This is a genomic window from Clostridium sp. CM036 (assembly GCF_055081135.1).
Window position 1 is genome coordinate 253,236 of sequence record NZ_CM143652.1, and the last position, 13,122, is coordinate 266,357.

The 13,122-nt window shown below is 31.9% G+C and carries 9 protein-coding genes, 1 other RNA gene and 1 riboswitch; of the genes, 9 read left to right on the top strand and 1 reads right to left on the bottom strand.

The genetic code is table 11. The features are described from left to right. Nucleotides 1–50: 50 nt before the first annotated feature. A complete protein-coding gene (gene ppdK, locus ACWJKE_RS01130) occupies nucleotides 51–2,687 on the top strand; it encodes a pyruvate, phosphate dikinase (RefSeq protein WP_220285956.1) in 2,637 nt (878 codons plus the stop codon). 88 nt (nucleotides 2,688–2,775) lie between these two features. Here the strand turns inward: ppdK and ACWJKE_RS01135 are convergent, their stop codons facing one another. After that, nucleotides 2,776–3,840: a CotS family spore coat protein gene (locus tag ACWJKE_RS01135; protein ID WP_220285955.1), complete on the bottom strand. Its 1,065-nt coding sequence runs from the start codon at nucleotides 3,838–3,840 to the stop codon at nucleotides 2,776–2,778. 181 nt (nucleotides 3,841–4,021) lie between these two features. On the opposite strand from ACWJKE_RS01135, the gene ACWJKE_RS01140 reads away from it, so the two are divergent. From ACWJKE_RS01140 to ACWJKE_RS01175, 8 genes are all read left to right on the top strand, one after another. Next, nucleotides 4,022–5,050 carry a deoxyguanosinetriphosphate triphosphohydrolase gene (locus ACWJKE_RS01140; protein ID WP_220285954.1) on the top strand — a complete coding sequence of 343 codons (1,029 nt, stop codon included), beginning with the start codon at nucleotides 4,022–4,024 and terminating at the stop codon, nucleotides 5,048–5,050. 223 nt (nucleotides 5,051–5,273) lie between these two features. Next, a complete protein-coding gene (dnaG, locus tag ACWJKE_RS01145; RefSeq protein WP_220285953.1) occupies nucleotides 5,274–7,043 on the top strand; it encodes a DNA primase in 1,770 nt (589 codons plus the stop codon). Nucleotides 7,044–7,065: 22 nt separating this feature from the next. Next, nucleotides 7,066–8,163, top strand: a complete 1,098-nt coding sequence (rpoD, locus tag ACWJKE_RS01150; protein WP_165414745.1) for an RNA polymerase sigma factor RpoD — start codon at nucleotides 7,066–7,068, stop codon at nucleotides 8,161–8,163. A gap of 119 nt (nucleotides 8,164–8,282) precedes the next feature. Next, nucleotides 8,283–9,170 (top strand): PH domain-containing protein, encoded by an 888-nt coding sequence (locus ACWJKE_RS01155; protein ID WP_220285952.1) that lies wholly within the window; start codon nucleotides 8,283–8,285, stop codon nucleotides 9,168–9,170. Between the two features lie 11 nt (nucleotides 9,171–9,181). Continuing rightward, complete coding sequence (locus ACWJKE_RS01160; RefSeq protein WP_220285951.1) at nucleotides 9,182–9,871, top strand: tRNA (adenine(22)-N(1))-methyltransferase; 690 nt, start codon at nucleotides 9,182–9,184, stop codon at nucleotides 9,869–9,871. Beyond that, nucleotides 9,862–10,677: a Nif3-like dinuclear metal center hexameric protein gene (locus tag ACWJKE_RS01165; RefSeq protein ID WP_216303977.1), complete on the top strand. Its 816-nt coding sequence runs from the start codon at nucleotides 9,862–9,864 to the stop codon at nucleotides 10,675–10,677. The genes ACWJKE_RS01160 and ACWJKE_RS01165 overlap by 10 nt, the downstream gene beginning before the upstream one ends. Before the next feature lie 51 nt (nucleotides 10,678–10,728). Then, an RNA gene (gene rnpB / locus ACWJKE_RS01170) (RNase P RNA component class A) lies at nucleotides 10,729–11,114 on the top strand. A 179-nt stretch (nucleotides 11,115–11,293) separates the two neighbouring features. Then, nucleotides 11,294–11,423, top strand: a riboswitch (glycine riboswitch). A 144-nt stretch (nucleotides 11,424–11,567) separates the two neighbouring features. Next, nucleotides 11,568–12,911 carry an alanine/glycine:cation symporter family protein gene (locus ACWJKE_RS01175; protein ID WP_220285950.1) on the top strand — a complete coding sequence of 448 codons (1,344 nt, stop codon included), beginning with the start codon at nucleotides 11,568–11,570 and terminating at the stop codon, nucleotides 12,909–12,911. Nucleotides 12,912–13,122: the final 211 nt, after the last annotated feature.

The window sequence follows — 13,122 nt, forward strand, 5'->3', positions numbered from 1 at the left end:
TATATTTATATACTAATTATCATATATAATTTAGAAGGAGTTGGGTTAAAATGGAAAACAGAAAATATGTATACTTATTTAGTGAAGGTAATATGTCAATGAAAAACCTTTTAGGTGGGAAAGGTGCAAATCTTGCAGATATGACAAGTCTTGGGATTCCAGTTCCACAGGGATTCACAGTAACTACAGAAGCTTGTAATAAATACTATGAAGATGGTCAATTGATCGCATCCGAGATTATTCATGAAATTCATGCTAAAATGGCTGAACTTGAAAACATTACAGGAAAGAAGTTTGGAAGTTTAGAAAATCCATTACTTGTATCAGTTAGATCTGGGGCAAGAGCATCGATGCCTGGTATGATGGATACGATCTTAAATCTTGGATTAAATGATGATACAGTAGAAGTTATGGCAAAATTAACGAATAATCCAAGATTTGCTTATGACTCTTACAGAAGGTTTATCCAAATGTTTGCTGATGTTGTTATGAATATTGAAAAAAGAAACTTTGAAAACATGATGGATAAAATGAAAGAAGAAAAAGGCGTAAAATTTGATACAGAATTAGATGCGAGTGACCTAAAAGAATTAGTTAAACAATTTAAAGAATTCTACAAAGAATATAAACGTGAAGAATTTCCAAGTGATCCTAAAAGTCAGTTAATAGAGGCTGTTTCGGCAGTATTTAGATCATGGGATAATCCTCGTGCAAATGTATATAGAAGATTAAATGATATTCCAGGAAATTGGGGAACTGCGGTAAGCGTTCAAGAAATGGTATTTGGTAACAAAGGAGAAACATCAGGAACGGGTGTTGCTTTCTCAAGAAATCCATCTACAGGAGAAAAAAGAATATATGCTGAGTACTTAATGAATGCACAAGGGGAAGACGTTGTTGCAGGGATAAGAACACCACAAGATATATCACAACTTGAAAAAGATATGCCAAAAGTATATGAAGAATTCATGGGAATTGTTAAGACCCTCGAAACTCACCACAAAGATATGCAAGATATGGAGTTTACAATAGAAGATGGAAAATTATACTTTTTACAAACAAGAAACGGTAAGAGAACGGTGCAAGCCGCATTAAAAATTGCGGTAGAACTCGTTGAAGAAGGAATGTTATCAAAGAAAGAAGCTATAATGAAGGTTGAGCCAAAACAACTAGATACATTACTCCACCCTAACTTTGATGCAAAAGAATTAAAGAAAGCTATAGTAATAGCTAAAGGCTTACCAGCATCTCCTGGAGCTGCCTGTGGAAAAGTTTACTTTACGGCTGAAGATGCAAAAATTAAACATGAAGCTGGAAATAAAGTTATCCTTGTAAGGCTTGAGACCTCACCAGAAGACATCGAAGGTATGGTTGCTGCAGAAGGTATCTTAACAGTGAGAGGTGGAATGACATCGCACGCTGCGGTTGTTGCAAGAGGAATGGGGACTTGTTGTGTTGCTGGATGCTCAGACTTAAAAGTTAATGAAGAAGCTAAGAGTTTCCAAATTGGACAAACGATATATAATGAAGGCGACTTTATTTCAATGGATGGAAGTACAGGAAATGTATACGCTGGAACAATTAAAACGGTTGAGCCTGAAATAAATGGTTATTTTGAAATATTTATGGGCTGGGCTGATGAAATAAGAAGATTAAAAGTTAGAACTAATGCCGACACTCCAAGGGATGCTGCTCAAGCAGTTAAATATGGAGCTGAGGGTATAGGACTATGTAGAACAGAGCATATGTTCTTTGATGCCGATAGAATAATGGTTATAAGAGAAATGATTGTTGCTAAAGATGAAGATTCAAGAAGATTAGCATTACAAAAATTATTACCAATGCAAAGAGAGGACTTTATAGGAATCTATGAAGAAGTTGAAGAAAGACCAACTACAATCAGATTTTTAGATCCACCGCTACATGAATTTTTACCGCATGCTGATGAAGATATAAAAGAATTAGCAAGAGACATGGGAATAACTTTTGCAGAGTTAAAAGCTACTGTTGAATCATTGCATGAAGTTAACCCAATGATGGGACATAGAGGATGCAGACTTGCAGTATCATATCCTGAGATAGCTGAGATGCAAACTAGATCGGTTATTGAAGCAGCTATAGATGTTAAAACTAGAAAAGGATACAATATTGTTCCAGAAATAATGATTCCTTTAGTTGGGGAAGTTAGAGAATTAAAATATGTTAAAGATATAGTAGTAAGGGTAGCTGATCAAATCATAGCTGAGTTAGGCATTGATTTAAAATACATGGTTGGTACAATGATTGAAATACCAAGAGCCGCACTTACAGCTGATTTAATAGCAAAAGAAGCAGATTTCTTCTCATTTGGAACAAATGACTTAACGCAAATGACTTTTGGATTTTCAAGAGATGATGCTGGAAACTTCTTAAAACATTACTATGAAAAGAAAGTTTATGAATTTGATCCATTCCAAAAATTAGATCAAACAGGAGTAGGCAAACTCGTCAAAATGGCAGCTGATCTTGGACGAGAGGCTAATCCAGGTATAAAACTTGGGATATGTGGAGAACATGGTGGAGATCCATCTTCTGTTGAATTCTGTCATAATGTAGGGCTTGATTATGTATCATGTTCACCATTTAGGGTTCCGGTTGCAAGACTTGCAGCGGCTCAGGCTGAAATAAATAATCCGAGAAAAAAATAATATTTAAATGTAATTAATCAATTAAAAGTAAAAAGCCACTGCAAAGCAGTGGCTTTTTACTTTTAACAGAATTAAAATATCAAATTTATTATGTTATTTTAAATTTATTTTTAATATACGTTTTAAACTTTTCAACAAAATCTAATTGATATTCATTATTGTTAGTTGCGTTATCTAGCAGGCGTAAGAAGGCTTTTTTATTACATTTGTTAATATTACCATAATAATCTCTTGATATTTTCCAATATCTTTGGGGGAAAGCCAAATAAACAAAAATATATTTGTAATCATCCAAGGTTAAAGGTAGGATTTTATCATATAATTCTAAAAAATTTATTGCTAGCTCTAAATCCCATTTTGTACTATCTCTTTTCAGTAGGCGCCTTAAACAATAGGAAATATCATGGGCGCAAAAGTCATTTCTACATTTATCAAAATCAATTACCCATATTTCATTATTAGTATCAAATATAATATTTTTATTAACATAGTCAAGGTGGCATAATGATTTTGTAAGATTATTGGGGTTGATATCATAAGCAATGTTTGCAGAATATTTAGCTAGCTTACTACTTGTTTCAAAATGATTAAGATATAGATTTGAAAAGGCATCATTATATTTATAAGCCAAATTAGAGGAATTAAGAAGGCCTTCATAGTGTTTATATATGGAAGGGCTCAAAGGGCTAAAGTCCTCTTTTATGGAACTTCCATATATAGGCATAAAGTTAATGCTGACTTTATGCATATTTGCAAGGTTGGTACTACATAATAGAATATGATTAATATTATCATAATCACATTTTATACCATTAATCCAGGGGGTGAGTATAAATAACATATTATTATAGTTTACAAATCTGTTATTTGTGTTTGTAGGAAGTATGCGAGGTACATGGATATTATTTCTGTATAACCATTCTATAGCTGAGTATACAAATAATAAATCGTTTATAGAATAATAAACTTTTTTTAAACAATAGCATTTACCAAAGTCTTGCACTTTATATACAGCCCTTTGTTTATCTGTATCTTTAAATTTGATTTGCGTGATATCAGCATTAGTTAAGTTATATTGAGGCAGAATGTGTCTTTTTACATTTTCGGCAGACAATAAATTTATGTTATTAAAGTTTTTAGCCGTAGATGGCATCTTAACACTCCTAAAAAATTATTACATTATTAGGATATTAATAAAACTTTAATATTATACATTTAACATTAAAAAAGGGAAATTAATTTGATTCGTAGAATACTAACTAAAGCGTCTTTAAAAAATAATATGCATACTTATCAACCGTTTTTAGAAGATGCCTAAATTTAGGAGGAAAACCATGGATATTCGCAAAAAAATAGAAACTAATGAAGGTAATAGCATTATACGATATGGGGCGTTATCTCTAAACTCAAAAGGAAGGAAAGTATTAGAGGATAAGGATGAGGTAAGAACCTGTTATATGGTGGATAGAGATAGGATAATACATAGTAAATCATTTAGAAGATTGAAGCATAAAACTCAAGTATACATAAAGACTAGTAGTGATCACTATAGAACAAGATTAACACATACCTTAGAAGTTGCACAGATAGCTAAAACTATAGGGAGAGGCATAGGCTTAAATGAAGATTTAATAGAAGCTATAGCAATGGGTCACGATATAGGGCACGTACCTTTTGCTCATAATGGTGAAGAGGTGTTTAATGATATTTTGCCACAAGGATTTAGGCACAATGAAAATAGTATTAGAGTTTTAACAAAAATTGAAAAATTAGGTGCTGGTCTTAATTTGAGCGCGGAAGTGCTAGATGGAATTCTCAATCATAGTGGGTTTTCTTCTAAAATTGGAAAGGCTTCAACACTTGAAGGTCAGGTTGTTAGGTATAGTGACAAGATTGCATACGTAAATCATGATATAGACGATTCTATAAGAGCAGGATTGTTAACTGAAGCAATGCTACCTCCAGGTGCTATTGAAGTATTAGGGGCAAATCATGGCAAGCGAATAGATACTTTAGTTAAAGACTGTATTTATAACACCATAAATAACTTAGATATAGGGGATATAGGTGTATCACTTAGTGAAGGTGTTGGAAGTGCATTGGGTGAATTAAGAAATTTTATGTTTGAAAATATATACAAAGGTGAAATCTTAAAGGCAGAAAGACAAAAATCACAATTTGTGGTAACGCATGTATTTAAACATTACTATAATAATCCACTGGCTATGCCGGACTTTTATAAAAGCATAGTTAAGTATGAAGGTCTACATATAGGAGTAGCAGATTATATTTCTGGTATGAGTGATGACTATTGTTTAATGCTTTTTAATGATTTATATGTGCCTAGGGTTGTTATTTATTAAAATATGATAGAAACAAATATTGGGTTTGGAAAACATATTAATATAAAATTTATAAATAAAAAATAAAAAATACAAATATTGAAGGAAATTTGTGTTTTATAAAGAATATAGTATAAGCAAACATAATTTTTTTTAAAAAAAATGATTTTAAAGAAGGATAATACACTTTTTTGTCGAATAAAATTATATTGTGAACTTATATAAGTAAGGTGGTAATAATCTATTGATTGCTGAAGATGTTATCCGAAAAATTAAGGAACAAAATGATATTGTGGATGTAATATCTGAAAGGGTTAAACTTAAGAAAGCGGGGCGAAATTATATTGGTCTTTGTCCTTTTCATAATGAGAAGAGTCCTTCTTTCACAGTGTCTGAGGAAAAGCAAATTTATAAATGCTTTGGATGTGGTGAAGCTGGGAATGTAATTAGTTATATTATGAAGGATAGGAATGTAAATTTTCCTGAAGCAGCAAGGGTACTCGCCGAGAGAGCTAACATTAGTATAGAAATGGACAATGAGGAAAATAATGTTCAAAAAGACATGTATAAAAAAATGTACAATATTAATGTAGCAGCGGCTAGGTATTTTTATGACAATTTAAGAAAGGACAAGAAGGCTGAAACATATTTCTTAAACCGAGGAATTACGGAAGTTACTATGAAAAAATTTGGTTTAGGGTTTTCGTTTGATAAATGGGATGGATTGTTATTATACCTGAAAAGGAAAGGCTACTCCGAATTAGATTTACTTAGTATAGGATTAATTATTAAAAGTCCTAAAAATTCCTATTATGATAGGTTTAGAAATAGAATAATGTTTCCTGTGTTTGATTATAAAGGCAGCGTCATCGGATTTGGAGGAAGGGTTTTAGATGATTCAAAACCTAAATATTTAAATTCACCTGAGACACCATTATTTCATAAGGGGCTACATCTTTATGGATTGAATTTTGTAATAAAAAATAATAGGTCTCGAACAATAATAATTGTAGAGGGATATATGGATTGTATTTCACTTCATCAATATGGGTTTTCAAATGCCGTTGCGTCCCTGGGGACGGCACTTACTATTAATCAAGCAAAATTATTGAAAAAACATGTAGACAAAGTTATTATTTCATATGATGCTGATGTAGCAGGCCAAGCAGCAACATTAAGGGGCCTTGAGATATTAAGGACTGAAGGTTTTGATTTAAGGGTGCTGATAGTTCCAAAGGATAAGGATCCTGATGAATATATAAAAAACAACGGAAAGCAGGCTTTTCAGAAATTAGTGGATGATGCTCTCCCCTTAATATATTATAGGATTAAAAGAGCAGGTGACGGAATAAATTTTTCGAATAGTGAAATGATAATACAATATGTGAAAAAGGTTACTGAAATTATTGCAGATTTAGATCCTGTCGAAAAAGATGTTTATATAAAAAAGGTTTCTGAGGAAACAGGCATCAAAGAACAGGCAATATATGACCTACTAAGTGACGAAATCAACAAAAATGCAAAAAAAACCAAAAAAATGAATATGCAACAAGATTTTGGACAAAAATTATACTTAGAGCCAGCTTATATTAAGGCTGAAAGAAATTTGTTGAAATTTATGTTTATAAATGAAGAAAATTGTAATTATATCACAGAAAACTTGGACCTAGAACAATTGGTACTTCAAAGTCATAAAAGTATATATACATTAATTGTTAAATATAAAAACTTAACAAAAGATGAAAAAACTAAAAAAATTGAATTTATATGTAATGATATAGAATGTACAAAAGAGTGGATAAATACTATGGAAATTGAATTTTCAGGAGATGAAGAGGATCATAAAAAACTTATAAATGACTGCATTAAAGAACTTAAAAAATTCAAGTTAGAGGAGTCGAAAAAAGAAATTATGAATAAAATCAAACAATATGAATCAAAAGGTTTGCTAGAAGAATCTATACAATTAGCCCAAAAACTTATAGTAATGCAAAAAGATCTAAAACAATTATAGTAATTTGAAAGGAGGTAATATGATGAAGGATAAAAGTTCGAAAATGACTATAGTCAAAAAACTTATGGAAAAAGGGAAGAAAAAAGGATCTTTAACTTATAAAGAAATAATGGAAGAACTTTATGAGATAGATTTAAGTCCAGAACAAATAGAAAAGGTTTATGAAGTTTTAGAATCAATGGAGATAGAGGTTATTGGTGATATGCATCAAGCTGCTGCACCTGCGACTGGAGCTCAAGCTGAAACTGAACCAGAAACTGAAGAACTGGATGTTAGCATACCCGAAGGCGTATCTATAGACGACCCTGTTAGGATGTATTTAAAAGAAATTGGAAAAGTTGCTTTATTATCATCAAGTGAGGAAATTGATCTTGCTAAAAGAAATGAAGAAGGAGATCTAGCTGCTAAGAAAAAACTAGCAGAGGCTAATTTAAGACTCGTGGTAAGTATAGCTAAAAGATATGTTGGTCGCGGAATGTTATTTTTAGATCTTATTCAAGAAGGTAATTTAGGACTAATAAAAGCCGTAGAAAAATATGATTATAGAAAAGGCTTTAAATTTAGTACTTATGCTACATGGTGGATTAGACAGGCAATAACTAGAGCAATAGCCGACCAAGCAAGAACTATAAGGATACCTGTACATATGGTTGAAACTATAAATAAGCTTATTAGAGTTTCAAGGCAATTGCTACAAGAACTTGGACGTGAACCCCAACCGGATGAAGTTGCTGAAAAAATGGAAATGCCTGTAGCAAAAGTTAGAGAAATTATGAAAATTGCACAAGAGCCAGTATCGCTAGAGACTCCTATAGGTGAAGAAGAAGATAGTCATTTAGGCGATTTTATTCCTGATGATGATGCTCTTGCACCAGCAGAAGCTGCTGCATTTACAATGTTAAAAGAGCAATTAATCAACGTTTTAGATACTTTGACTCCTAGAGAAGAAAAGGTTTTAAGATTAAGATTTGGACTAGATGATGGAAGGGCAAGGACCCTCGAGGAAGTTGGAAAAGAGTTTAATGTAACTCGTGAAAGAATTAGACAAATTGAAGCAAAGGCTTTACGTAAATTAAGGCACCCAAGTAGAAGTAAAAAACTAAAAGATTACTTAGATTAGAACAGTATACTTAAGAAAACACCTTATTTAAGGTGTTTTTTCTACTCCATGTAGAATCATGTATGAATATTTACAAGGTCGGTTTAAATATGCTATAATATGCTTTAGAAGGTGATTAAATGGGAAAGTACATATCAAAGAGGGGACGCGGTTTAGGGTTTATTTTGCTCACGACTGCATTATATAATATATTAATATTAATAGTGCTCAGGTTTACTAATTCATACATCGTAGTTAGTTTATTAAAGGTCTTATTAGTGTCTTGTAATATATATCAAGGATATTACATCTTGCTTTATGCATCACTTAAATGTACTATTGATGACGAAAATATTAAAATTTATGCTGTTGGATCATTAAAAAAAATAATTATACCATTAAATGAAATTGGAGGATACACTATCTCAACTGGTACAATTGAGGGGGTTAAGCTTAATGGTATAGCTACTAATAATTTTGCAATGGGTAGATTTGTAATTGAAAAAATAGGAATGTGTAGAATGTTTGTTACAAATAATAAAAATGTTTTTTACATAAAAACTAAAAACATGAATTATGCAGTTTCGCCTCTAGATTATAAAAAATTTGAGGAAACTTTAATACATCATGATATACATGTGGTAGAGTGGAAATATAAAGTAAATAATAGCTATAATCTTCATAAAGACAAGCACTTCATTTTACCTTTAATGGGTGTAAGTATAATAATAATAATATTAACCTTAAATCCACTTATATTATATTTGAAACGTAATATACCTAATATTATGCCCTTAAACTTTGATGCGAATTTTAATCCAATACAAATGGGGACAGGCAAACAATTTGCATTTACTCAGATGATTTACGGGGTATTAAATATGGCGTTGCTTTTTTGTATGTATTATGCAAGTTATTTTTGCGCAAAACATGATAGGAAATCAGCATATAAATATATTTATATGGCACTAATTGTGGCAATGATATTTTTAATATTGCAGTTTAAAATATTAATAAATTTTAGATAAGGATGAGAGATATGGAGCTTAGTATAAGATTAAAATGGATTGCAAGTATGATAGAAGAATGTGATAGTGTTATCGACGTAGGCACGGATCATGGGTATGTTCCTATTAATTTAGTGAAAAATGGTGTAATAAAAAAAGCTATTGCTTCTGATATAAATAAAGGGCCTGTTGAGAAGGCCAAAAATAATATTATTCACAATAATATGCGTGGTCAAATTATTTGTAGACTGGGAAGTGGACTATCTACAGTTGAAAAGGGAGAAGTCCAGGTAGCTATTATTGCAGGAATGGGTGGCAATTTAATAAGAGACATTTTAGAAGCTGACTTAGATGTTGTTAAACAATTTAATTATATGATACTTCAGCCAGTTCAAAATGCTGAGGTTTTGAGAGAATATTTATATGTCGCTGGGTATGATATCCTTGATGAAGAAATTTGCAATGATGATGGTAGGTTTTATGAAATTATCAAGGCAAGGTATAATACTAAACCAGTAGAAGTAGACAGTATATATTACGAGATAAGTAAAATATTATTAGATAAAAAACAATTAGTAATGCAAAAATTTATAGAATATAAGTTGCAAAAATATTCAAAAATATATGATACTTTAAATGAAGATACAATTTTATCTAAAAATAGAAAACAACAACTTTATCTTGTTATAATACGGCTTAAGGAGTTTTTGAAATGCTTTTAAAAGTAAGTACTATTGAGCATATTATGCAGCAGGTTGCTCCACATATACTAAAAGAGGATTATGATAATGTAGGATTAATGGTTGGGGATAAAGATGCGCAGGTTACAAAAATTTTAATTGCATTAGATTGTACAATGGACGTAATTCGCGAGGCAAAGAATAAGGGGTGCAATTTTATATTGACTCATCATCCTCTTCTTTTTGTTAAACCCAAAACTATTACCACAGACACTTTAGTAGGAAAAAAAATTATTGAGCTAATTGTGAATGGTATAAATGTATATGCTAGTCATACAAATTTAGATTCAGTTAAAGGCGGACTTAATGATATTGTCACAGAAATTTTAGGGTTTACTAATTATAAGGTAATAGAGAATTCAACAATTCAAGGGTATAATAATGGTGATAATGGTATTGGAAGGCTAGTGATTCTGGATACCCCAATTTTATTAATGCCCTTATGTGAAAAGGTTAAAGAACTTTTAAATACTGAGTATATTAGGTATGCAGGCGACCATAATAAAGTAATAAAAACCATTGCGATTATAAATGGCAGTGGAGAAGACTTTTTTGAGGAGAGCATAAAATTGGGTGCAGATTGCATTATTACAGGAGATACTAAATACCATCATGTTAGTGATTTATTAGAAGAAAACATAGCGCTGATTGATGCTGGGCATTTTGCAACTGAGTGGACACCACTCATAATATTTGCAGAAAAGTTCAAAAAGCAACTGATAGAAAATGGATATGACAATGAGGTTATAATTTCTAAAAATACACATGATCCATATAAAGTTAAGTAATAATAAAATACTATTTGCTTTTATTTTAATAGTATGATATCATTGGTTTTACGAGTAAGCCAGACAATCGCTGCTAATTATTGCGTGCGATAATTAGGAGAGGAAAGTCCGAGCTCCATAGGGCAGGGTGCTGGATAACACCCAGTGAAGGTGACTTTAAGGAAAGTGCAACAGAGATATACCGCTAAAGGCATTCAAAAGTTTAGTTTTTCTAAATTTTTGAATGTACTAGCAAGGATGGAAAGGCGAGGTAAGAGCTCACCAGCGCAATGGCGACTTTGCGGCTATGTAAACCCCACCTGGAGCAAGATCGAATAGGAGAACATTATGAGGCTGCCCGTCTCGTTCTCGGGTGTATCGCTTGAGCCTATTGGTAACAATGGGCCTAGATAGATGATTGTCTAATACAGGACTCGGCTTATAGGCTTAGTCGTACCAAAAAACACTCACTTTACAGTGAGTGTTTTTTTTATTGACTAAAAATTCAAAATATGTTATAGTCATGCGAAGTATTACAAATTAATAATTTCGGATGAAGATATTTGGAGAGAGATGTATAACATCCACCGAAGAAGTTAAACTTTCAGGTATCCATTTTTGGAGAAGTACTGATATCGGACGAACCTCTGGAGAGACTTATATAAGCACCGAAGGAGAAAGCTAAACATTATTTAATTACATATTATTTGTATGAAATTTAATAGTGCATTAGTGAAACTCTCAGGTAAAAGGACAGGGTTATTTTCAAGAGGTCATTTTATTTTGATCTCTATTTTTTGTGTGCTTTAAAAAATAATGGTCTCACAGAGTATTAATTGGTATAAATATATTCTTTACACAAGAAATTTTTTATCTGAAAAAATTTTAATAACTAGAAGGAGCGTGTGTTTATGGATTTTTTATCAATTATTAAAGGTATTAACGGTGTTTTGTGGGGGTATGTACTAATATTTTTGTTATGTGGTACTGGAATTTACTTTACAATGACGTTAAAATTTGTTCAAGTAAGAAAATTTAAAGATGCATTTAAAAAGACTTTTGGAGGAGCTAAATTCGGCAATAAAGCAGGAAAAGATGGAATGTCATCCTTTCAAGCCATGACAACTTCAATAGCGGCTCAAGTAGGAACAGGAAATTTAGCAGGAGCCGCAACTGCTATAGCATCAGGAGGACCGGGTGCTATATTCTGGATGTGGCTAAGTGCTTTCTTTGGCATGGCAACTATTTTTGCGGAAGCAGTGCTTGGTCAAAAGTATAAACAGACAGTTGACGGTGAGGTGACGGGAGGACCTGCTTACTATATTAGTAAAGGCCTTGGGAGTAAAAAGTTGGCAGCATTTTTCTCAGTAACTATAATAATTGCATTAGGATTTATAGGGAATATGGTACAATCTAACTCAATAAGTGCAGCAATAAGCCCAAATACCAATATTCGTATAATCATTGGTGTGATAGTTGCAGCATTAGCGGGTATGATTTTTATTGGAGGAGTAGGCCGAATTGCAGCCTTTACTGAAAAAGTAGTTCCGTTTATGGCTATATTTTACATACTGGGTAGTTTAGGAATCATTATAGTGAATTTTGCTAATTTAGGACCAGCATTTAAAATGATATTTGTAGGAGCTTTTAACCCTAAAGCGGCTACTGGCGGTTTAATAGGAGTTGGCGTAAAAGAAGCTATGAGATACGGCATTGCAAGAGGTTTATTTTCTAATGAAGCTGGAATGGGGTCAACACCACATGCACACGCAGTTGCAAAAGTTAATCATCCAACTGAGCAGGGACTCGTTGCAATAGTATGTGTATTTATTGATACCTTTATAATTTTAACATTAACTGCACTTGTTATATTAACTACAGGAGCATTAGATGGAAAAACTACTGGTATAGCGTTAACTCAAAAAGCTTTTTCGAATGGTATGGGAAGTCTTGGAGGTCCATTTGTAGCTATAGCGTTATTTTTCTTTGCTTTTTCTACCATAGTAGCTTGGTATTTTTTTGGAGAGGCAAATGTTAAATACTTATTTGGAAAAAAAGCGTTAACGACATATAGAGGATTGGTTCTTGTATTTATAGTATTAGGAGCAGCTCTAAAGGTTGATCTAGTTTGGGAACTCGCTGATACTTTTAATGGATTAATGGTTATACCGAATTTAATTGCATTATTAGGTCTTGGAGCTTTAGTTAAAAAGACTTTGAAAAATTACGAAAATGATTTTGAAAAGAAAAACTAATTTTATAATTTTCTTTTTAGAAAAAAACAGGATGGCAGATTTATGCCATCCTGTTTTTTTGTTAGTATTAAAACAATGAAGTATGGAACTACATTAAGATAAGAAATTTCATAATTACTATAATATTATTAAATTTCGTAATTTAATAATATTATAGAAAAATTAAAAACCACTTTATTCTAAAATATGCTTTTATAATTAGATGAAGTAT